The sequence below is a fragment of the Saccharothrix sp. S26 genome, from assembly GCF_021390395.1.
Classification (GTDB): Bacteria; Actinomycetota; Actinomycetes; order Mycobacteriales; family Pseudonocardiaceae; genus Actinosynnema.
Genome location: NZ_JAJUWT010000009.1, coordinates 267,804 through 289,864 on the forward strand (window position 1 = coordinate 267,804; position 22,061 = coordinate 289,864).

The 22,061-nt window shown below is 74.1% G+C and carries 14 protein-coding genes; 8 read left to right on the forward strand and 6 right to left on the reverse strand.

Annotated features, from left to right (window positions below; genetic code table 11):
* Window positions 1-24 precede the first annotated feature (24 nt).
* The 3 genes from LZG04_RS16895 (at window position 25) to LZG04_RS16905 (ending at window position 6,602) form a co-directional block, all read left to right on the forward strand.
* On the forward strand, window positions 25-1,077 hold the full coding sequence (locus LZG04_RS16895) for a DUF2332 domain-containing protein (RefSeq protein ID WP_233818004.1): 1,053 nt from the start codon (window positions 25-27) through the stop codon (window positions 1,075-1,077).
* 64 nt (window positions 1,078-1,141) lie between these two features.
* Window positions 1,142-6,292, forward strand: coding sequence for a hypothetical protein (locus tag LZG04_RS16900; RefSeq protein ID WP_233818006.1), 5,151 nt, complete (start codon window positions 1,142-1,144; stop codon window positions 6,290-6,292).
* Window positions 6,293-6,326: 34 nt separating this feature from the next.
* Window positions 6,327-6,602, forward strand: a complete 276-nt coding sequence (locus LZG04_RS16905) for a hypothetical protein (protein WP_233818008.1) — start codon at window positions 6,327-6,329, stop codon at window positions 6,600-6,602.
* 197 nt (window positions 6,603-6,799) lie between these two features.
* On the opposite strand, the gene LZG04_RS16910 is transcribed toward LZG04_RS16905, so the two are convergent.
* Window positions 6,800-8,143, reverse strand: coding sequence for an alpha/beta hydrolase (locus LZG04_RS16910; RefSeq protein WP_233818010.1), 1,344 nt, complete (start codon window positions 8,141-8,143; stop codon window positions 6,800-6,802).
* Between the two features lie 333 nt (window positions 8,144-8,476).
* Here LZG04_RS16910 and LZG04_RS16915 point away from each other — a divergent pair, with 333 nt between their 5' ends.
* On the forward strand, window positions 8,477-9,850 hold the full coding sequence (locus tag LZG04_RS16915; protein WP_233818109.1) for a CBM35 domain-containing protein: 1,374 nt from the start codon (window positions 8,477-8,479) through the stop codon (window positions 9,848-9,850).
* Between the two features lie 50 nt (window positions 9,851-9,900).
* Here LZG04_RS16915 and LZG04_RS16920 read toward each other — a convergent pair whose 3' ends face one another.
* Together LZG04_RS16920 and LZG04_RS16925 are read right to left on the reverse strand one after the other, a co-directional pair.
* Window positions 9,901-11,985 (reverse strand): tetratricopeptide repeat protein, encoded by a 2,085-nt coding sequence (locus LZG04_RS16920; protein ID WP_233818012.1) that lies wholly within the window; start codon window positions 11,983-11,985, stop codon window positions 9,901-9,903.
* Entirely contained in the window at window positions 11,982-13,184 is a 1,203-nt protein-coding gene (locus tag LZG04_RS16925; protein ID WP_233818014.1) for a hypothetical protein, read from the reverse strand. The genes LZG04_RS16920 and LZG04_RS16925 overlap by 4 nt, the downstream gene beginning before the upstream one ends.
* A gap of 465 nt (window positions 13,185-13,649) precedes the next feature.
* Between LZG04_RS16925 and LZG04_RS16930 the strand changes: the two genes are divergently transcribed.
* Window positions 13,650-14,108, forward strand: a complete 459-nt coding sequence (locus LZG04_RS16930; RefSeq protein WP_233818016.1) for a helix-turn-helix domain-containing protein — start codon at window positions 13,650-13,652, stop codon at window positions 14,106-14,108.
* A 135-nt stretch (window positions 14,109-14,243) separates the two neighbouring features.
* On the opposite strand, the gene LZG04_RS16935 is transcribed toward LZG04_RS16930, so the two are convergent.
* From LZG04_RS16935 to LZG04_RS16945, 3 genes are all read right to left on the reverse strand, one after another.
* On the reverse strand, window positions 14,244-15,452 hold the full coding sequence (locus LZG04_RS16935; RefSeq protein ID WP_233818018.1) for a vanadium-dependent haloperoxidase: 1,209 nt from the start codon (window positions 15,450-15,452) through the stop codon (window positions 14,244-14,246).
* Window positions 15,453-16,049: 597 nt separating this feature from the next.
* Window positions 16,050-16,862 carry an SDR family NAD(P)-dependent oxidoreductase gene (locus tag LZG04_RS16940; protein ID WP_233818020.1) on the reverse strand — a complete coding sequence of 271 codons (813 nt, stop codon included), beginning with the start codon at window positions 16,860-16,862 and terminating at the stop codon, window positions 16,050-16,052.
* Window positions 16,863-16,955: 93 nt separating this feature from the next.
* Window positions 16,956-17,918 (reverse strand): lantibiotic dehydratase C-terminal domain-containing protein, encoded by a 963-nt coding sequence (locus LZG04_RS16945; protein ID WP_233818022.1) that lies wholly within the window; start codon window positions 17,916-17,918, stop codon window positions 16,956-16,958.
* 526 nt (window positions 17,919-18,444) lie between these two features.
* Here LZG04_RS16945 and LZG04_RS42585 point away from each other — a divergent pair.
* From LZG04_RS42585 to LZG04_RS16960, 3 genes are all read left to right on the forward strand, one after another.
* Window positions 18,445-18,972, forward strand: coding sequence for a flavin reductase family protein (locus LZG04_RS42585; RefSeq protein ID WP_233818024.1), 528 nt, complete (start codon window positions 18,445-18,447; stop codon window positions 18,970-18,972).
* Window positions 18,973-19,337: 365 nt separating this feature from the next.
* Window positions 19,338-20,672, forward strand: coding sequence for a PHB depolymerase family esterase (locus LZG04_RS16955; protein ID WP_233818026.1), 1,335 nt, complete (start codon window positions 19,338-19,340; stop codon window positions 20,670-20,672).
* Between the two features lie 56 nt (window positions 20,673-20,728).
* Entirely contained in the window at window positions 20,729-21,796 is a 1,068-nt protein-coding gene (locus LZG04_RS16960; RefSeq protein ID WP_233818029.1) for a cellulose binding domain-containing protein, read from the forward strand.
* The last annotated feature ends 265 nt before the right edge of the window (window positions 21,797-22,061 follow it).

The window sequence follows — 22,061 nt, forward strand, 5'->3', positions numbered from 1 at the left end:
GCCGCTCGGCTAGGCTCTTCGCCCATGCCAGGCCGCGCGCTCGCCGAGGTGTACCGCAGGTTCGGCGAGGTCGGAACCTCTGCGTTGCACGGGCGCGTCGCCGTCGCCGTGAGCCGGTCCGCGGAGGCGCTGCGCGCCATCGAGGCCGCGCCCGCGCGCAAGCGGAGCCCCGCGGTGATCCTCGCCGCGCTGCACGACCTCGCGCTCGCCGGACGTGCGCCGGCGCTGGCCGCGGCCTACGCCGCCGGGGACGGCGACGCGGCCGCCGACGCGGCGATCGACACCCTGCTGGGGCTGACCGACTCCGTCGTGGCCGTCGCGGTGCGCCGGTCGCCGCGGACCGACGAGACCGGGCGGTGCGCCGTGCTGTACCCGGCGATCGCCGAGGCGGCACGCCGGGTGGGCGCGAGCGCGGTCGGCCTGGTCGACGTGGGGTGCGGGGCCGGGTTCAACCTCGCCGTCGACCGGGTCGGCATCACCTACGACCGCGGCGGACCGCTGGGCGACCCGTCGTCCCCGGTGCGGCTGACGTGCTCGGTCGTGGGCGACCGGCCCGTGCCGGTGGTGGCGGTGCCGCGGGTCGCCGCCCGGATCGGGATCGACCGCGACCCGCTGGACGTGACCGACCCCCGGGACGCCCGGTGGTTGCGCGCCTGCGTGCCGCCGGATCACGCGGAGCGCCGGGCACGGCTCGACGCGGAGATCGCGGTGACGGCGGCGGCCCCTCCCCTGCTGTTGCGCGGTGACGCCGTGGACCTGGTGCCCGACGCCCTCGCCCGGGTGCCGGCGGACACCCTGCCCGTCGTCACCACGACGTGGGCGCTGTCGAGCCTGACCCCCGAGCACCGGCTGCGCTTCGTGCACCGCCTCCACGACCTGGCGGCAGACCGGGTGGTGGCGTGGGTGTCGGCGGAAGGGGTCGGGGTGGCGCCGTCGGTGCCGACGCTGGGCGACCGACCCGCCTCCGGCCACAGCCTCGTCGGACTGGCGGTGTGCGACGGGTCGGCGCGGCACGTCGAGGTCGTCGGCCGCTGCTGGTCGCGGGGCCGCTTGCTGGCGTGGTTGGCGGGCTCCTAGTCTCGGACGGGGGTGGGCCACCGCCGGGTGTCCTCCGGATCGGACGGCGGACGGGGAGTCGCGGGTGGGACAGCACGATCGGCCGGCGGCCTGGAACCAGGTCGGCGGTGACGTCCACGGGCCGAGCGTGCAGGCCGGGGTGATCGAGGGCGACGTCCACATCCACGTCGGCGGGCCGCCGGTCGCCGCGCCGGGCGGGCTGCCGGGCAGCGTGCTGTCGCTGATGAGCGCGCAGGTGCGCGCGGCGGTGGAGCTGCCGTACCGATTACCGGGAGCGCGACGGCCGTCGTTGGCCGCGGTGTACGTGCGGCAGGACTTGAGCGCGGGCGGGGAGGAGCCGCACGCCGGGCCGTCGCGGCCCACGCCGATCCTGGACGGGCACGGGCGGCTGGTGGAGGTGCCGCGCCCGCCCGCCCCGCGGGTGGCCGTGCGGCCGCCGGCGCGGGCCGTGGAGGACGCGCTGGACGGTGACGAGCACCTGGTGATCACCGGCGGCGCGGGCCAGGGCAAGTCGACGTTGTCGCTGCGGCTGGCCGCGGACCTGGCCGCGCGGTGGTGCGGCGAGCCGGACGGCCTGCCGTCGGTCGAACCGCTGGTGCCGTTGCGGTTGACCGCCCGCGAGCTGGCGGCCCGGCTGGACCTGCCGTTCTCCCAGGCGTTGGCGGACAGCGCGCAGGCCGAGTACGGGGCGTTGTTGCGCGGGCCGGTCAGCGCGGACCTGCTCGGCGACCGGGTGGCGGGCCGGCGGTGGCTGCTGCTGGTGGACGCGCTGGACGAGGTCGCGGTCGGCGCGGACCGGGACCGCTTGGCGTCGGTGCTGGCGGCGTGGGCGTCGGGCGGGCCGTACCGGATCGTGGTGACGACCCGGCCGGTGGAGGGCGCGGCGTTGGCGCCGCTGTACCGGATCGGTGCGGCGCGCTACGAGCTGCTGCCGTTCGACGGCGGGGCGCTGCGGTCGTTCGCACGCCACTGGTTCGCCGAGGAGGGCGAGGAGACCGCGGACCGGTTCCTGCGCCAGATCCGCGAGGCGCACCTGGACGAGTTGGTGCGGGTGCCGTTGCTGGCGACGATCGCGGCGATCGTGTTCGCCCGCGGGGGTGACCGGCCGCTGCCGGACAACCAGTACGAGCTGTACGAGGCTTACCTGGCGTTCCTGCGGTCGGCGCGGGCGTCGAGCGGGCCGTTCGAGCCGTGGCAGGACGGCTTGCTGGAGCACCTGGGCCGCACGCGGTCGGAGACCGACACGTCGTTGGTGTCGGCGGCCCGGTCGTGGGTGGCCGAGCACGTGCCGGCGGACGCGCTGCCCGCCGACTGGCCCGAGGCGCTGACCGCGTTCCTGGTCTCGGTCGGCCCGCTCGTGATGCGCGGCGAGGACCTGCGGTTCCTGCACCACAGCTTCGCCGAGCACCTGGCGGCGACGTCGCTGGCCCGCGAGTTCCCCGCGCGGTTCACCCCCGAGGACGACGGGTTCGCGCGGACCGTGCACGCGGCCCGGCCCAAGGAGCGCGGCCGGTTCGCCCGGTCGGTGCTGCTGCACTACACCCGGCTGCGCCCCACCGAGGCCGACCCGCTGGTGCGGTGGCTGCACGGCGGTGACGCGGAAGCCCACCTGCTGGCCGCCCGCCTGCTCGCCAAGCGCGTGCCGGCCGGCGGTGACGTGGTGGACGCGTTCCTGACCACGGTGTGGGGCTGGGCGATGACCACCCAGTACCCCGGCTCGGACATCCTCGCCCAGGCGGGCCGCGCCACCCACCACCCCGGTCTGGCGGACTGGCTGGTCGCGCTCATGCGCGCCGACCACGCGCCCGCCGACTCCCGCATCGAGGCGGCGTCGGCCCTGGCGACCCGGTTGGGCGGCCCGCACACGGCCGAAGCCGTCGCCCTCCTGACCGGGATGGTGGACGACCCGGCCGCGTCGGTGCCCGAACGCCTGGCCGCCGCCGAGGCGTTGGCGGAGTGCGGCGCGGCCGAACGGGACGCCTCCGCCCGCGGCCTGCGGTCCGTGCTGGCCAACCCCCTGGCCTCCGGCTACGCCTGCCGCACCGCCGCCGTCGTGCTGGCCGCGTTCGGCCCGCAGGAGCGGGCGTTCGCGGTCGCCGCGCTGTCCCGGTTGACCACCGACGACGAGACCCCGCCGGACGACCTGGTCGAAGCCGCCACGGGACTGGTCGAGATCGGCGCGGAGTTCCACGAGCACGGGGCCGAGGTGTTCCGCGCCGTGCTGCGCGACCCCGTCGACAGCACAGCCGGTCGCCGTGACGCGGCGCTCGGCCTGGCCTCGCTCGGCCCGGACCTGGCCGCCGAAGCCGCCGACGCGCTCACCTCCCTGATGACCGACCCACGTCGTTCGATCTTCGACCGCGGCGTGCTCGCCCACGCGCTGGGCGAACTGGGGCCGCAACACCGCGGCGTCGCCGCCACGTGGCTGACGACGACGCTGGAGCAATCCGGGCTGGCGATCGAGGACCGTTGGCACGGCGCCACCAAGTTGGGCGACTTCGGGCCGGAAGCCGCGGAGATCGCCGCCGCGCACCTGCGCCGGGTGATCGCCGACGGCCGAGCGAACACGAACATCGCCACCTGGTGCGCCAAGGAGCTGGCCGACCTCGGCCCGCGGCACCGCGAGGAAGCCGCCCGTGAACTGTGGCGGGTGGTCACGGAGTCGCACGGCTCCCAGCTGGACCGCACGATCGCGTTGTCCATCCTCGCGGACCTCGGCGAGCCGCACCGGGCACGGGCGGTGGAGCTGCTGCGGCAGCGGTGCGCCGACCGGAGCCTGCCGCCGGAGGACCGGCACTTCGCCGGCGAACGGCTGGTGCGGGTGGGACCGCAGTTCCACGCCGAGGCGAAGGCCGCGCTCCTGACGCTGGCCCGGACGTCGTTGGACACGGCCGTGGCGCTGCGGGCGTGGCACACCGTGCGCGACCTCGACACGGCGCTCCAGCGGGAGGCGATGGACGCGTTCCTGGCCGCCACGCGGTCGGTGGACCCCGACGTGGTCGGTCAGTTCACCAATGCCTCGTCGTTCGCGACCTCCGACGCGGACCACCAGCGACTCGCCCGCGCCCTGGTGCCCGTGCTGGGCAACGCCGCCCACAGCTACCGGACCCGCACCAGCGCCGCCGAAGCCCTGATCCGCCTCGGTCGACCGTTCCACCGGGCCGCGGTGGAGGGTCTGCGCGAGCTGATCCGCTCGACCGGGGTTCCCGCCTTCGACTTCCCGTTCATGGTCATGCGCGGGCGCGATCTCGGTGTGGCGCACCGCGCCGCTCTCGCCCGAACGCTGCGGGAGGTGCTGTCCCGGGAGTACCGCACCGCGGCGGGTACCTGGCGCGTGGTCAAGGCCCTCGACCGGCTCGGCCACGCCGACGGGGAGGACGTGGTGGCCGCGCTGCGGTCCATCGTCTTCACCGGCCTGGACGACGTGCGGGCTCGCGGTGAGGCCTTCGTCATGCTGGCGCGGCCGGCTCCCGGCGACCGCGCGCGCATCGTCGCGGAGATGCCCCTGACCCGCGATGCGGTGCTGGGGCTCACCCGGGAAGGGGTCGACGTCCTGCCGCGGCTCAGGGAGGTGGTGTCGGACCGCGATGCGCTCGGCGAGGAGCGGCAAGCCGCCGCGGCCTTGCTCCACGACCTCGCGGTCGCCGACCGGGACCGCGCGCTCGACGTGATCCGAGGCCGTGCCGACGACGTGTTCCTCGACGCGGCCTCGCGCTGCGACGCGCACCAGGCCCTGGCGGGGTGCGACCGGGGAGCGGTGGAGCGTGCCGTGGCCTTCTACCGGCGAACGGTCGAGTCGGACGACGAGCTGCCCTGGCGGCGGCACCACGCCGCCGGGCGGCTCGCCACGGCCGACCGCCACCTCGCGGGCACCGCGCTCGGGTTCCTGCGCGGGCGCGCCCACGACCCGGAACTGACAGCGGCAGAGCGCGCGTCCGGCGCGGAATGGTTCGCTTGGGCCGGGCGGTCGGTGCACGGCCGGCTCGCCCTCGTGGTCGGTGCCCTGACCCGGCGGTTCCGGGTCGGCGAACCCGCACAGCGACTCATGGCCTGGCTGCCCAGGCGGGAGCGGACGGAAGCCGAGCGCGTGCTCTTGGCCGATCGCTCGCTGCCGGTGGAGGAGCGCGTGCCCGTGGCGGACGTCTGGGACGACCTGCCGTTGGCCGCCGAGGCGGAGGCCGAGGTCCGTGACGCGCTCGCCGCGCCGGAGACCTCGGCCGAGGACCGGGTGGCGGCGGCCGTGGCGCTGGCCGGGTTGTCGACCGACTTCCTGCCGGAGGCCGTGCGGGCTCTGGAGGCCATGTCGTCACCACGTGCGCGGAAAGCCCTGGCCGGGTTGACGCCCGTGACGTGGCAGCGGGTGGTGGACCGGGCGTTGGCGGAGGTGGCCGACGACGCCCTCCCGGTCCGGGATCGGGTGCGCGCGGCCCGCCTCCTCACTGAGGTCACGACCACGCTCCCCGTGCCCGTGGCGGAGTTCCTGCGTGCCGTGGTCCGCGACCCGCGCACGTCGGGTCGCGACCGGGTGGAGTTCCGGTACGCGTTGCGGCACCACGACGGCCTCGGTCCCGTGCGGGCGATGCGGGACGACGAGCAGGCACCGACCGCGATCAGGTTGCAGGCGGCCGTCAAGCTCGTGCCGCACGACGTGGACGACCGCGCGGCGGCGGCCCGGGTGGTGCACGCGATCGCCACCGACCCGACCGTGCGGCCGGTGCTGCGGCGTCGGGCGGCGTACGAGTTGGCGCAGCTCGGGGTGGCGGGACGGGACCGTGCCACCGAGGTGTTGCTCGCGCTGATGGCCGACGCGACCGTGCCGGCCACCGTGCGGATCCGGTCGGGGCGCACGCTGATCGAGCAAGCGCCGGCGGCACGTCGCACGGCGTTGGCGGCCCTGCGCGGCCTGCTCGGCACGCCGGACCCGCTGCCGCGCCGCCAGGCCCTGGAGGCGATCGGGCTGCTGGAGCCGACCGGAGCGGCGGTCGCCCTCGTCGCCCTGGCGCGGGACGAGGCGTTGTCGGCGGTGGCGCGGACGCGGTGCGCGGAAGCGGCGGTGGGGCTGTCGCCGGACGCCCGGGAGGGCGCGGCGGTGGCGGCACGGGCCGTGGCGCTGGACGAGTCCGCGCCCCGGCACGTCCGCGGGCGCGCCGCGGCGAACCTCGCCCGGTGGAGCGAGCTGTGCCGGGCGGACGCCCGGTCGGTGCTCGCGGGGTAGCCTCGGGCATCGGCACGGCGAACGGAGCGGGGCGATGAGCGGTGAGCGGGAACCGGTGATCGACGCCGAGGTCGTGGAGCACGAGCCGGTGCGGCCGGTGGTGCCGGGCGACTACACCGAGGACGGCGTGCCCACGTTCGAGCACGTCCGGGACCGGATCGAGAACCGGTTCGCCACCAGCGCGGGCGCGGGCGAGCTGGCCGAGGCCATCCCGGAGGCCAAGGCGGTCGAGGACGAGTTCGAGGCACGTCGCCAGGCCGGCCTCGACAAGCTGGACCAGATCCGCCGGTCGATGCGCGGCAACACCTGACCGATCCCGCAACCGGATCTTCCGCGCCCCGCGCACCGGCCGGGCTCGTGTCCGCGGCGCGGCCGGCCGAGCTGCGCGCGACCGTGCCGAGGCCCGTCATCGGCCTGGCGGCCCGATGCACCTGCCGCTGTCGGGGGGCTGCACCGCGCCGGACAGCCGGGCGCTGAGCGGCGCGGTCCCGCCCGGCGGGCGACGCTTCAGCAGGTCACGTCCCGCGCGGGCGCGGTGTCGAGCAGGTAGGAGTCCGCGGCGGTCCGGGTGCAGTCGTTCGCGTGGTAGACGCCGTGGCCCGGGCCGTCGAACGTGACCAGGTGCGAGCCCTTCGCCTGCCGCTGCACGTCGCGCGCCCACCGGTAGGGCGTGGCCACGTCGTAGCGGCTGGTCAGCAGCAGCAACGGCGGGGCCGCGTCGACGTCGAGGCGGTGCGGCGGGTTCGAGGGGCGGTCGGTGAACCCGATGCACGTGGTGGCTTCCTCGTGGCCGAGCAGCGTGCCGCGCAGCGTGGGGGCGGCACGCAGCTCGGCCCGGCGCAACGCCCGGTACTCGCCGAAGTCGGCGAACCGCAGCGCGAAGTCCTGGCACACCACGGCGTAGCGCAAGGACTCGTAGTTCGGCTCGAACGCCGCCCGCGCGCCGCCGACGTCCGCGATGAGCGTGGCCAGGCTCTCCCACGTACCGCCGCGGACCTCGTAGTACGCCCACGTGAGCAGCCCACGCCGTCCCAGCCCGATCTCGTCGGCCTTGTCCAGCGCCTCCTCCCACGCCGCGTGGACGTCCCGGCCGTGCAGGGCGCACGTCGTGTTCTCGGCGCACCACGAGACGAACTCGCCGAACGCCTCCTCCACGGCCCGCGCCCGGTCCAGCACGAACGCGCGCAGGTCGACGCTGTGGTCGATCACGCCATCCAGCACCATCGACCGCACCCGCGAGCCGAACAGCTCCGCGTACTGCTGGCCGAGCAGCGTGCCGTAGGAGATGCCGAAGAAGCTGATCCGCCGCTCGCCCAACGCCCGGCGCACCGCGTCCAGGTCCCGTGCCGACCGGGCCGTGTCGACGTGGTCGAACACCGGGTGACGGGCACGGCAGTCGTCGCGCACCGCGCGGTTGTGCGCGGCCAGCGCGGCGAACGCGGCCTCGTCCGCCGGGTCGTCGCCCGGGTGGCGCGCCATCAGCTCGGCCGAGCAGCGGATCGCCGAGCTGTTGTTCGTGCCCAGCTGGTCGAAGCCGACGACGTCGAACCTGGCCCGCACCTCGGCGCTGAGGTAGGGCGCGCGGGCGAACTCCGCGCCCGAGCCGCCGGGACCGCCCGCGTCGACGACCACCACGCCGATGCGACGCGCCGGGTCGGTGGCGCGCACCCGTGACACCGCCAGGTCGACCTGCGGGCCGCGCGGGTCGGCCCAGTCCAGTGGCACGGACACCGTGCCGCACTCGGCTGCCGGTTGGTCCGGGCACGGCTGCCAGGAGATCGCGGCGGCACGCGCCTCGGGTGCGACCACGAGCAGGCTCGCGGCCAGCGCGGTGACGAGCAACGTCCGCATGGAGTCCCCCAACCGTGAGCGGAGGCGTGCAGTCTGGCGAGATCGGCACGCCGGGCGCAACCCCGCGTCTCGACCGGTCGAATTCACATATCTGCGCGGCGACCACCCGAATGCACGCCACCGGTTCACGAGTATGACCATTTTGTTCACCCACGTGACCGGGCGCCAATTTCCGCACGGGTCCGTTGACCTGCGGTGGTCGACCTCATAGCATCCGACGGGAAAGGGTTTTCCCAGTCCTGCGGCGCAATGAAGCACCAGGGACATCGTGTCTTCCACTGCGTCGGAATCGTTGTGCCTACGCCACGGAGACGAATTATGCGCGTGAAACCCATGATTGCCTGCGTCGGCTTGTTGGCCGGTGCGTTGGTCGCGGTGGCGTCGTCCACCGCCCAGGCCGCGCCCACCCGCTACGAGGCGGAGAGCTCGCCCGCGGTCTGCTCGGGCTCGATCGACACCGACTGGACCGGCTACTCCGGCAGCGGCTTCTGCAACGGCGCGAACTCCACGAGCGGCCACCTCCAGTTCACCGTGACCGCGCCGGCGGCCGGCACGGCGACGGTGGGCGTCCGGTTCGCCAACGGCACCACCACCGCCCGACCGGCCAACCTGGTCGTGAACGGCGCGACCGCCCAGTCACCGTCGTTCGAGGGCACGGGCGCCTGGTCGACCTGGGTGACCAAGACGTTCAGCGTGGCGGTCACCGCGGGCAGCAACACGATCCGGCTGAACCCGACCACCTCGGCCGGCCTGCCCAACGTCGACTACCTCGACGTCGAGACCGGCGGCGGCCCGCAGCCGCAGCCGCCCGGCGGGCTGGTCGGCTGGGCCGCGCAGGCGGGCGGCACCACCGGCGGCGCGGGCGGCGCCACGGTCACCGTGAGCACGTTCGCCGACTTCCGCGCGCAAGCACAGGCCGCGGGTGCCAGGACGATCCTGGTCAACGGCATGCTCAGCGGCACCGGCACGGTCGAGATCAGCGCCGACAAGACGATCCGGGGCGTCGGCGCGAGCTCGGGCATCTCCGGCACCACCCTCAACATCGAGGACATGAGCCCGGCCAACGTGATCATCCAGAACCTGAACATCCGCGGGAAGGTCGGCGGCGACGCGATCCAGATCGAGAGCGCCACGCACGTCTGGATCGACCACAACACCATGTCCAGCACCATCGAGGACGACCCCGACCACTACGACGGCATGCTGGACATCACCCACGCGGCCGACTACATCACCGTGTCGTGGAACGTCATCCGCAACCACTGGAAGACCTCGCTGGTCGGCCACTCCGACGGCAACGGCGGTGAGGACCGCGGCCACCTGCGGGTCACCTACCACCACAACTGGTTCGACCGCACCTTCGAGCGCAGCCCGCGCGTGCGCTTCGGCGAGACCGTCCACGTGTTCAACAACTACTACACCGACATCGACCACAACGCGGACTCCTACGCCATCGCCTCGCTCGAGGACGCCGGTCTCCTGGTGGAGGGCAACGTCTTCGAGAACGTGCGGCAGGCGTGCTGGTCGGCCAGCGGGTACGCGGATTCCGGCCCCGGGCGGCTGGTGGCGCGGGGCAACTCGCTGACCGCCTCCGGCCCGTGCGAGGTCAACGGCACCGTGGCCGCGATCCCGTACAGCTACACCGCCGAGGACGCCGGCTCGGTGAAGGCGTCGGTCACGGCGGGCTCCGGCGCGGGCAAGCTCTGACCGCGCGCGCCAGGCGGCGACCGGCCCCCGACCGGTCGCCGCCTGTGCGCTCACGAAGTCGAGGAGCGGGCCTCGGCCAGGCACAGCTCCCGTTGGCGGTGCAGCTCGGCGACGTCGGCGTCGGGCAGCGCCAGCGCGCGGTCGAAGTCGCGCACCGCCGCCTCGGGGTCGTGGCGGGCCGCGTGCGCGATCCCCCGGTTCAGCAGCACGTCCGGGTCGTCGCCGACGATCTCCAGCGCGCGGGTCAGGTCGTCGACGGCCGCGTCGGGCCGCCCGCCGCGGAAGTGGGCGACGGCGCGGTTCACCAACGCCCCCGGGAAGCGCGGATCGGCGGCCAACGCCGCGTCGAGGTGCGCCAACGCCTCGTCCACGCGGTCGCGTTCCAACGCCACGGTGCCGCGCAGGGCGCGCAGCCGCGGTTCGCCGGGCCGCAGCCGCAACCCGGCTTCGGCGTCCGCGTCGGCGGCGTCGAGGTCGCCCGCCGCCAGCACCAGCTCGGCCCGGCTGAGCCGGGTGTCCACGTCGTCGGGCTCCATCTCCAGCACGTGGTCGAAGTCGGCCAGCGCGCCGTCGACGTCGCCGACCTCCAGCCGGGCCGTGCCGCGGTTGTAGTACAGCTCGGGAAACGGCGGGCCGAGGCGCACCGCGCGGTCGTAGTCGGCCAGGGCCGCCTCGAAGTCGCCGCCGCGGCGGTGCAGCTTGGCGCGTTCGCTGAGGTAGTCGGTGTAGTGCGGGTCCAGCTCGATCAGCCGGGTGAAGCCCTCGCGCGCCTCGTCCACGCGGCCCAGCGCGGCCAGCAGGCGGGTGCGGTTGTAGAGCAGCTGGGACCGGTGCAGCACCCAGTCGCCGTCGCCGAGCTCCTCGTCCAGCCGCGCCATGCCGTCCTCGACCAGGCGCAACGCGCGGTCGAGGTTGCCGCGGTGCATCTCCACCAGCGCCAACCCGTTGGCCTGGAACACCTCGTACGTGCGGCGCTCGGCGGGGTCGGGCAGCTGGGAGGCCAGCGCGTGGGCGTTGTTCTGCCAGCCGATCGCGGCCTCGTGGTCGCGCGGCTCGAAGAACCTCGTGTGCAGCATGGCGATGCTGTAGCTGGCGATCATGTGCACCTTGGGGTCCAGGAAACGCGCCCGCAGGTCCAGGTACAGCGCCAGGGACTCGTCGTGCCGCCCGAGCGCGACCAGGGCGGACGCCGCGTGCTGCGCGAACCGCAGGTACTGCTTCGGGTGCGCGTCGGGGTCGGTGACCGCGCGTCCCCGTTCGCCGAGGTCCACCACGGCGGCCGAGAAGCCGGTCTCGACGCACGCGCGGAACGCCCGGTCCAACGCCTCCCGGCCCGCGCCGCCCGGGTCGCCGCCGCGCTCCCGGTGCAACGCCAGCGCGCCGATCACCGTGCCCTGGCCCGCGCCCGGCTCCAGTTCGTCGGCGCGCTCGTCGTGCAGCCGGCGCACCACGGCCGGGTCGGCGTCGCGGTAGGCGGCGAGTTCGGCCGGGTCGTCGCTGGTGCAGTCGGAGCGCACGTACGCGCGCACCAGCTCCTCCGGCGCACGCCGGTCGGGTGCGAGCGCGCCCGCCCGGTACGCCACCGCTTCCGGGAGCACGTCGGTCAGCTCGGCGTCCAGGTCGGCGTGGGCGGCGGACACGACGACGCGGGCCAGCGCGGGCGGGCAGCGGCGGGCCAGCAGGGCGATGAACTCGACCGCCGTCGGCTCGGCCTCGTGCACGTCCTCGAACACCACGCACAGCGCGGGCAACCCGGCCCGCGCGCGGGCACGGGCGTGCGCGACCAGGAACGTCACCACGCCCTGGCTCATGCACCGCACCATCTGCGCGCCGTAGAACCGGGTGCGCTGGTCGAACGGTGCCTCGTCGGCCAGCGTCGGCGGCGGCGGGCCGATCAGCTCGGCCAGCTCGGGGATGCCGTAGAGCAGCTCGCCGCGGTGCGCCTCGACCAGCTCGGGGTGGCGGGCCGAGGCGTCGGGCAACACGGCGCGCAGCAGGTCGTCCACGCCGGTGTACGGGCCGCGCAGCCGTCGGTGGCACCCCACCACGACCGGGTCCGCGCCGTCGAGGGCGTGCGCCAGGAACCGCTGCCGGTCGGCACGCCGACCGCCGTGGACCAACAGGTGCCCGGTCATACTCGTTCCCCTTCCGGGATCGGCGCGGGTGACGCGGTGGCGCGGGTGCGCCGCTTGCGCCGGGCCAGGTGCGCCACCAGCGCGAGCTGGCCGACGTTGATCGCCAGCGAGACCACCGCGTCCCAGAAGTACAGGTCGTGCCGCCCGCCGGTGAGGTTGCGGGCGATGATCTCCACGTAGGCCACGACGACGGGCAGCGAGCCGAAGGCGGTCAGGGCGAGCATCACCGCCACGCCCAGCACGACGAACGGCCCGTACCAGCGGCCCGCGCGGCGGTCGTGCTCGGTCCAGCGGTCCTCGTCCACCAGCCGGTCGGGCCGGTCCAGCAGCCGCCACAGCCGGTTGCGCAGCAGGCCCACGCTCGCGTCGTGCAGGTCGTGGCAGCGCAGCGCGGTCGCGAACACGTAGTACAGGTCGGTCCTGAGGTAGAGCTGGAACTGCCAGACCAGCCGCATCACCACGGTGAAGCCCAGCGCCACGCACATGGCGCCGAACCACGACAGCCCGCCGCCCGCGGCACGCGTGACGTGGGCCAGCAGGCCGAGGGCGGCCAGCACCACCACGTCGATCGCCATGCCGGACAGGAAGGGCAGGTAGCGCTTGGCCGCGGGCACGCTGAACAGACCGTTCATGCTGGTCTCGAAGACCACGTACAGGTACCGGTTGCTCATGCCCAGCTTGCTCGGCAGGCCCAGCCTGCGCCCGGCCAGCGTGTGGTAGCCCTCGTGCAGGAAGATCAGCGGCAACTGGCCGAACGTGATCACCAGCTGCACCACCAGGGTCGAGCCGGTGAAGAAGAACTGGCCCGGGTCGGGCACCACGTCGGCGTGCTCCGCGCCCACGACCAGCCACGCCACCGTGACGCCCGCGTAGAGCAGCCAGGCCAACGGCGAGAACACCGCCCGGCCGAGCCACCCGAAGCGCACCGGCCGGGTCACCACCGCCTCGTCGCCCTCGCGCACGAAACCCAGTTCGCGCATGGCTTCGAGGAAGTCGTCCACGTCCACGGCCTCGCCGAACTCGGCCTCGTACCAGTCGGCCGCCGCCGTGGGGCTGTGGCCCTCGGTCATCCGCCGCAGCAGCGCCGCGCCGTCCGCGGGCAGCACGGCGTACGCGCCGGTGTCCAGCCGGCCGACCACGACGTCCTCGCCCTCGGGGACGAAGCTCAAGTCGTGGAACGGCACCGGTGTCCCGCCCATGAAGCCCCCTTCCCGCCGGAAGGGCCGCGCGCACGCGGCGCGCGGCCCCGGTCCGTCAGACCTCGACGCTGTACGGGCACTTGCAGGTGGCGGTGGTCAGGCGCACGTCGCCCGTCCGCCGGACGGTGATCTTCTTCATCTTCGTGGTCGTCTTCACGGGTCCTCCTCGGCTCCGGTGGCGCCGCCATGGCTGCGCGGCAGGGAATTCCTAACACCCGCGCGCGGTCGGTCCGCGGTGTTCAGAACGACTCCGGAACAACCGCAGAACAGTGGTGCCGAGGCAGTCGGTGAAATGCCGGTACGCCACCCGGACGACCCGGGGAGCGCCCACGGCGCACAGCGGCGCGAACGCAATCCTCCGTTCGCCGAAGCGCTATTCCGGTGGACACCCGTTCAGCCGATGTACCCCTCCGGCCCCCGTGTCAGGATCTGTTCCTCGTTCCGCCGGTGAATGGAGGGTCACTCGTGCCGAACGCCCACAGACCGAGCGCGGGCGGCGACCCCGCGACCCAGCTCGGCCGGGAGCTGCTGCGCCTGCGCACGGCCCGCGGCCTGTCGCTGCGACGCCTGGCCCGGCTGCTGGGCATGACCGCCCACAGCGGCCTGGTCGACTACGAGCGGGGCCTGCGGATTCCCCCGCGCGACCTGATGTCGGCCTACATCCGGGTGCTGTCGCCGCACGACGACGGGCTGCTGGAGGTCTACCGCGCCGCCCTCGACAGCCGCGCCGCCCGCCGCGTGGCCGCGTTCCGCCCCCTCGCGCCCGTGCCGGCCGAGGGCCGGGTCGCGCCGGACCACCTGGCCGAGCACCACGTGCTCACCGGTCTCGCCCAAACGTTGGAGAACGTGGCCGACCAATTGCGCGTGCTGGCCGCCGCCTGGGTCGCACCCGGTCCCGAAGTGGCCGAAGGAACCGGTTCCTGAAGTCGGTTTCCCCATCCCCGGAAACCGGATCACGCATTTTTCGGGAACATTGCGCGGAAATGTTCTTCCCACCGCTCCCGACGGCCGATCGCCCGGCCGGTGGACGTGATCGGCCACCGGCCGGGCATCGCGGTTTCAGCCCAGGAGCGAGGCGAAGCGGGCCAGGCCGAACCAGGCGACCCGCCGACCGAGCACCACTCCCTGCTCGTCCGCCGTGCGCGTGTGGATGCCGGACCAGACGCGGGCGTCGACGTTGTCCCGGGTGAGGTCGGCCCACCGCTGGTAGGTCCGGGTGACGCCGGGCGCGGTCGGGCTGGTCGCGCGGAACGGCTCCCGCGCGGACGGGCCGGCGAACGCGGTCAGCACCGCTTCGGCGGCGCCCGAGTAGGTGTTGTGGCCGCTCGGGTAGTCCGGGTGCGCGGGGGTGGCGTGCAGCGGGGTCCACTGCGGGTCGGCGGTGGCCCGGATCGCGGTGACCGGCCGCCAGCGCAGGTGGGCGTACTTCGAGTCCGAGGTCGCGATCTGGGTGTCCACCAGGATGACGTGGAAGGCGGCGACCAGCGCGGCCCGGCGGGCGGGCGGCCCGGACAGCCCGGTGACGGCCGCGCGCAGCGGCTCGGTGTAGCCGACCAGCGAGCTCTGGAGCCAGAACTGCGCGGTCTCGGTCTGCGCCGCCGTGCGCGCGGTGCTGTTCGCGGCACCGTAGGCGCGCACCTCGGCCACGTCCGCCCGGTCGCGCGGCGAGTCGAGCGCGGGCGGCGGCGGTAGGCGGAACTGGTCGGCGCGCGCCAGCAGGAACGGCCGGGCGAAGCGGTTGCCCGCCTGCTGGGGCGGCGTGAACGACGGCGGCGTCGGCTGCCACACGCCCGGCGCGGGCGGCGGCACGTCGAACGGCGCGTTGACCGACGCCGGGTCCAGGCCGTCGCCCCGGCGCTCGGCCAACAGGTCCTCGGCCTCGCGGACGCCTTCGCTGACGCCCAGGTCGCGCTGTCCGCCGGGCGGGAGGCGGTCCAGCGTCGTGCGCAACGCCGCGTCCAGCTCCGCCCGGCGGGCCGGCGCCAGCGCCACCAGCGCGGCGTGCACCGCCGAGGCCACCGCCGCGTCGGCGCGGTCGCGCTGGGCGGTGGGGATCGCGCGCGCCGCGCGTGCGGCGGCGAGCCAGCTGATCGCCCACGTGCGGCTGTTGGTCGACTGCGTGGGCGCGCCGGCCGCGGCGACCGTCGCCGCGGTCACGTCGAACCACTCGGCCACCACGTCCGCCCGGCGTTGCGGCGAGCCGGCGGCCGGGGACGCGCCCACCACCGCGAAGATCCCGACGAGCGCCAGGACAAGAACTCTTCTCATGCCACAGAGCATCGGGACACCGGGGAAGGGCTGTCCACGCCGCCCACATGGCGGGAGTGCCTTGCCACGCACCGCTACCGTCCTGGGGGTTCCCGCGTCACCGGAAAGTGTCGGTGTCTGACGTTCAGGGAACGGCAGGTTCCTGCCTCGGCGGCCGCTCCCGTGGTGGACACCACCGACCCGCGACAGCCTGGCGGACGTACCGACGCGGCCTGGACGAGGTGTACTCGGCGATCGGCGCGGGCGACCTGGCGCCGGGGCCGGACGTGCCCGCCGGCGTGCCGGCCACCGCGGGCGGGGAGGTCGTCGGTGGCGTCCTGGTGCGCGACCACGCCGAGGTGCCCGAGCAGACCGGCCCGCCGTTCCTCGCCGCCGCCGTCGCCGAACGCGAGCCGGAGTGCGTCGACGAGATCGGCGGGTACCGGGTCGTGCCCGGCCACGGGGGGCGGCACCTCGCTCGCCGCGGCGGCGCTGCCGCTCCCGACGGGGCGAGGCCGGTGAACCGTCACGCTCGCCAACCAGCTCAGCTTCGGCACCGCCCTCCGCGTCGGGTTCGAGCGGTTGCGCGACAGACGCACCAACCAAGCGGCATCGGGGCTAATCCCCGACGCGGGCCAGCAGGTCGTCGGTCAACGTGGCCAGCCGATCCGCGTCCCGCGGCGAGAACAACGCGCTGCGCACGTCGATCTCTTGGTCCGCGGTGAACGCGGTGAGCGGTGCGGCGGGAGGGTCGTCCAGCAGGCCCAGGATCGGGGGCACGACCGCGGTCGCCGGTTTCGCCGACGCCTTCTGCTGCTCGACGAACCGCGCGGTCGCCGGGTCGAACTCGCCCACGAACCCCGTGGACGTCGTGCCGGGGTGGAACAGCACGTAGCGCACCGGCCCGTCGCCGTGCCGCTGGGCGAACGCCACGCCGTGCAGGTCGACCAACCGCCCTGACCGGAACATGGCCGTGACGCCGTCGTAGGAGCGGGTGAGCTGGAGGTCGTCCCACGGGATCGGGGTGTCGTGGCCGGGGCCGGCGACGTTGACGATCACCGGCCGCTCGGCCCGCTCCAGCGCGGGCCGCAGCCCGTAGCCGAGCAGCAGCCTGCTCAGGTAGAACAACGCGAAGTTGTCCTCGAAGCCCTCCGCGGTCTCCCGCCGGGTCGTGCGGAAGTAGCGCGCGCACAGCACCAAGCCGTCGATGCGCGGGTGCGCGTCGAGGATCCGCTCGACCACCTGCCGGGTGGTCGACACCAGGCTCAGGTCCGCGCGGACGAACTCGACCGTGCCCGGAGCGCCGTCCGCCGCCCCGACCAGCGCCTCGCCCTTCGCCGCGTTCGTGCCGAGCGCCACGACGTGGTCCCCTCGGGAGAACAACGCCCGCGCGACGGCCGCGCCGATGCCGTCGGTGGCGCCCGTGATCACGAATGTCCTGCTCAAAACCAACCCCCTGGGTGCTGTTCGCGAGTGCGGACACCACCTCCAACCGGTCGAAGATCGATCTGATTCCGGCCGCGGTCAGCGCGCGGCCGCTTCGTCGTGGAGGTCGGACAGGGTTCGGGCGGTGAGGGAGGCCAGTCGCGCCTCGGTGGCCGCCGAGAGGCCGAGCCGGTTGCACAGCAGGTGCGCGCAGCGCAGCACGACGTAGGGCACCACCGGGTCTTCGGGGCGCACGGCCCGCGCCAGGCCCGCGAACGGCGACAGCGAGTCCACCGGCGCGAAGTCGCCCCGCGCCCGCAGCCCGGTCAACGTCGCGTGCAGGGCGTGGATCGACAGCCACCAGGCCGCCAAGGGGTCGGTCGAGGCGGGGTCGGCGAGTTCTGAGGACGCCCAGGCCCACAGCCGCCGGGTCTGGTCGAGCAGGTCGTCCCGGGGTAGCGGCGCGGTCGGCTGCCGGGTGCGCACCGAGGCGAAGCGCGCGGCGGCCCGTTCGAGGTCCGGCTCGCACACCGCGACGGCGAGCGTGAGCATGGCCAGTGCCGCACCGGCGCGCCGCTCGGGCGGTGCGGCCAGCAGGCGCACGGCGAGGTGGCTGGAGTCGGTGAAGTGCCGTTCGACGGCGCGCAACGCCCGGCCTTCGCCGTAGGCGTGGTGCTCCGGCTCGTAGGCGACGAACTCCACCGTGTCGACCGGCCGCAGCCGTCGGTCCCACCGGGCCAGGCGCTCGTCCTCGGCCCGGCGGCGGGCGAGGGCCTCGTACTCGTGCTGGGACCAGCCGTCGGGCGGCGAGGGGTGCTCGGCGAGGTGCCGGGCGCACGCCCGGACCACCGCGACCCGGACGTCCCGCGGGTGCGCCTTGACCAGCAGCCGCAGCCGCACGTGCGGTCCGCCTTCCCAGTAGCGGAGGAAGAACCAGCCGCGCACGCGCCCGCCGCGGGACAGCTCCTCGCACAGCGGAGCGACCGCGCGGGTGACGAGGAGGTCCTGGTCGCCGCGGTGGAAGACGTGCGCGCCGACCCAGTCACGAACGGGCTCGGGCACGGCGCCGGCCTCCTCTCCGATCGGGCCGGCGGACCGGCGCCGGGGGTCCGCGCGGGTTCCGTGGCGCGCACGACCTCCAGTGCAGCACGGTCCGGTCGGCGTCCGAGGAGAAACCACCCGTGCGGGTAGCCCCCGTGCCACGCCGATGGGGGACGGCCGGGCACGTCGACAAGGGCCGGCGCACGCCTCCCACATGGTGAGCCTCCTTGGCCGGCGCGGGAGCCGGGTGTCAGCATCGAAGCGTGCCCACCGCAACCGCGCCCGCCACGTCCGCCGCCGGCCGGACTTGGTTCCCGAACACACGGAATTGACGGCGCACACCACCGCGACAACACCGAAGCCACTGCGGCGACAAGCCTCTGACCTGCCCAGGTCAATTTCCGCGCACCCGGAGGAAACCCGTGACCGCAACGCTCTTGGCGCACTCGGCAGGCAGCAGCAGAGCCGTCGTGCCGGGAATCGGCATTTCCCGCCCAGTGGACCGCGGCACGGTTTCCCGAATCGGGAACCCGGCGGAGGTCGACCGGTGACGGCCACGACCCGCGAGTCACGCGACCGCGCGTCCGCGGTGGACGCCGGGGAGTTCCGGCGGGTGTTCCGCCGCCACCCCGCCGGCGTCGTGGTCGTCACGGTCGACGCCGAGCGCGGCCCGGCCGGGTTCACCGCGACGTCGCTGACCTCGGTGTCGGCCGAGCCGCCGGTGGTCTGCTTCGGCATCTCCGCCGGCTCCTCCAGTTGGCCGCACGTGCGCGACGCGGCGAGCATCGTGGTGAACTTCCTGGGCGTGCACCAGGAAGACCTCGCCCGCCGGTTCGCCACGCACGGCGTGGACCGCTTCGCCGCGCCCACCCGGTGGCGTCGCCTCGCGGACGGCGAACCGGTCCTGGACGACACGGCGGGTTGGCTGCGGGCCGAGGTGGAGGCGCTCGTCCCGGTGGGTGACCACCACCTCGTGCTGGCCCGCGTCACCGCCACCGACCTGCGTGAGGCCACCCCTCCCCTGCTCTACCACGACGGCCGCTACCACTCGCTCCAGGACGTGCCGTCGAGCTGAGCCCTCCGAAACGAGACGTCGATTTTCCGGCTTCGCGCTCGCCGTCCCGGCTAGCCTGAACAGCGCAACGCGGGGCGCGCCCGTCGAATCGGACATCGACGAGCGCGAAGCCGGACATCGCGCAGTTCACCGCGCCCGCCCGAAGCACGCGACCCCGTGCCGGCCCTTGCGGTTGTTCGACCGCACGACACCGACGAACGGCCGCACGCGGCGAACCGCGACGGCACGTCGGCGCGTCTCGATCGCCTTGCCATCAAAATTGTTTCGACGCAGACTCCTGAACGTTTCGACAGCCGGACACCGATGTCGGGCGCCGGGTGGCCTCGTGCGCTCCCCGCCCTTGCGAGCGTGCGGAGGAACTGCCCATGGGAGTCAAGAAAGCCCTGCTGTGCGCCGCCCTGGCGATCGCCGGGTTGGCGGGTGCGGCGGTGCTCGCCGTCACCTCGCCGCCGCCCGCGTCGGCGGCGAGCCTGACCCAGGTCACGAACTTCGGCACGAACCCGACGAACCTGCAGATGCACCTGTACGTGCCGGACCGGGTGGCGGCCAAGCCCGCGATCCTGCTGGCGATCCACTACTGCGGCGGGACGGGACCGGGCTTCTACTCGCAGACGCGGTACGCGTCGCTGGCCGATCGGTACGGCTTCGTCGTGATCTACCCGACGGTGACCCGCAGCAGCAAGTGCTGGGACGTCTCCTCGCCCGCGGCGTTGCGCCGGGGCGGTGGCAGCGACCCGGTGGGCCTGGTGGCGATGGTCGACTACGTCAAGCAGCGCCACAACGGCGACCCTGGCCGGGTCTTCGCCACCGGCACCTCGTCCGGGGCGATGATGACCAACGTCCTGCTGGGCGACTACCCGGACGTGTTCCGGGCGGGCGCGTCGTTCGCCGGCGTGCCGTTCGCCTGCTTCGCCACCACCAACGGGTCCGAGTGGAACAGCCAGTGCGCCGGCGGCCAGTCGATCAAGACGCCGCAGCAGTGGGGCGACCTGGTGCGCGGCGCCTACCCCGGCTACACCGGACCGCGACCGCGGATGCAGATCTGGCACGGCACCAACGACGAGACCCTGCGCTACCCGAACTTCGGCGAGCAGGTCAAGCAGTGGACCAACGTGCACGGCCTGGGCCAGACGCCCACCTACACCGACACGCCGCAGTCCGGCTACACCCGCACCCGCTACGGCAGCAGCGGTGGCACGGCGCAGGTCGAGGCCATCAGCATGCAGGGCGTCACGCACAACATCCCCGTCGACGCCGCCCAGGTGATCCGCTTCTTCGGCCTCGACGGCACCACGCCGACGACCAGCACCAGCACCACCACGACAACCACAACGACCACCACCACGAGCTGGACGACCCCCTCGACGCGACCGCCGACCAAGATCGACTGCCGGGTGAGGTACACGGTGAACGCCTGGAGCACCGGCTTCACCGCGGAGATCATCCTCTTCAACACCGGCAGTCTGGCCGTCGACGGGTGGGACCTCGTGTTCACCCTGCCCGCCGGGCAGACCATCACCAGCGGCTGGAACGCCACCTACTCGCCCACCAGCGGCACCGTGGTGGCGGGCAACGCCTCCTACAACGGCCCCATCGCGCCCGGCGGCGCCGTGTCCTTCGGCTTCCAGGCCACCCACACGGGCAACACCGACAAGCCGTCGTCGTTCACCTACTTCGGCAGGGACTGCGTCGTCGAGTGACGCGCACCGCCGAACGCCGCCGCCCACCGCGTTCCCGTCACCCGGAGGTCCGGTCCATGAAACGAAGGCACCTGCTCGCGAGCGCGGCCGCCGCGCTGACCCTGGCCGCCGCCGCGGTGCTCGCGGTCGGCACCGCCCAAGCCGACAGCGGCGTGAAGGTCATGCCGCTGGGCGACTCGATCACCGACGGCTTCAACGTCCCCGGCGGCTACCGCATCGACTTGTGGCAGAAGCTCGTCGCGAGCGGCCGCACGGTCGACTTCGTCGGGTCGATGACCAACGGCCCGAGCAGCCTGGGCGACCGCAACCACGAAGGCCACTCCGGCTGGACCATCGCCCAGATCGACAGCAACATCACCAACTGGCTGCGCACTTACACGCCGCGCACCATCCTGCTGCACATCGGCACGAACGACATGTACGGCGGCGACCCGGGCGGCGCGCCGCAACGCCTGAACACGCTGGTCGACCGCATCACCACCCTGGCGCCGAACGCGGACCTCTTCGTCGCCACGATCGTGCCCCTGTCGTCGGGCGACGCGACCGTCCGCGCCTTCAACGCCACCATCCCGCCGATGGTGCAGAGCAAGGTCAACGCGGGCAAGAAGGTGCACCTGGTCGACATGTACCGGGCGCTGACCACCGCCGACCTCGCCGACGGCGTGCACCCCAACGCCGGCGGCTACTCGAAGATGGCCACGGCCTGGTACAACGCGCTGCTGTCCGTACCCGGCAGCATCGGCGATCCCGGCACCACGACGACCACCACCACCACCACCACGACCACGACCACGACCACGACCACCACCCAACCGGGCGGCACGTCCTGCACCGCGACCTACCGCCTGGTCAACTCGTGGGGCGGCGGCTACCAGGCGGAGGTCAAGGTCGCCAACACCTCCACCGGGGCGATCAACGGCTGGACGGTCCGCCTGACGTTGCCGTCCGGCCACGCGGTCAACAACCTGTGGGGCGGCGTGAACACCGGCACGAGCGGCGCCGTGTCGGTCAAGAACGCGCCGTACAACGGTTCCCTGCCCAGCACGGCGTCGACCACGTTCGGCTACGTGGCCAACGGCCCGAACGCCAACCCGCCGGCGGAGATCACCTGCACCAGCCCGTGACACCGGGGCACCGGGCGTCGCCGCGTCCCCGACCGGCGACGCCCGCCCCGCGCGCGGTGGCCCGACCACCACACCGGCACGGCCGGGTGGTGACAGGCGAACCGCGCCGTCAGGGACAGCACCCCTTCACCCGGACGGTGGGCGCGCGTCGGGCGGACCGCGCACGGACCGTCTCCCCTGGCCGCACGAAGCCACCTGTGGGCGTGACTTCGCGCATCGTGCGAGCGCCCCGGGTTCCGGGCCGGTTCGCCGACCGGGGGCCGTT

Excerpts from the sequence above, each read along its gene's own strand:
- LZG04_RS16960 (WP_233818029.1), top strand. The coding sequence starts at position 20,729 with ATGAAACGAAGGCACCTGCTCGCGAGCGCGGCCGCCGCGCTGACCCTG.
- LZG04_RS16925 (WP_233818014.1), bottom strand. The coding sequence starts at position 13,184 with ATGGGCGGGACACCGGTGCCGTTCCACGACTTGAGCTTCGTCCCCGAG.
- LZG04_RS16910 (WP_233818010.1), bottom strand. The coding sequence starts at position 8,143 with ATGCGGACGTTGCTCGTCACCGCGCTGGCCGCGAGCCTGCTCGTGGTC.
- LZG04_RS16895 (WP_233818004.1), top strand. The coding sequence starts at position 25 with ATGCCAGGCCGCGCGCTCGCCGAGGTGTACCGCAGGTTCGGCGAGGTC.
- LZG04_RS16915 (WP_233818109.1), top strand. The coding sequence starts at position 8,477 with ATGATTGCCTGCGTCGGCTTGTTGGCCGGTGCGTTGGTCGCGGTGGCG.
- LZG04_RS16935 (WP_233818018.1), bottom strand. The coding sequence starts at position 15,452 with ATGAGAAGAGTTCTTGTCCTGGCGCTCGTCGGGATCTTCGCGGTGGTG.
- LZG04_RS16920 (WP_233818012.1), bottom strand. The coding sequence starts at position 11,985 with ATGACCGGGCACCTGTTGGTCCACGGCGGTCGGCGTGCCGACCGGCAG.
- LZG04_RS16905 (WP_233818008.1), top strand. The coding sequence starts at position 6,327 with ATGAGCGGTGAGCGGGAACCGGTGATCGACGCCGAGGTCGTGGAGCAC.
- LZG04_RS16955 (WP_233818026.1), top strand. The coding sequence starts at position 19,338 with ATGGGAGTCAAGAAAGCCCTGCTGTGCGCCGCCCTGGCGATCGCCGGG.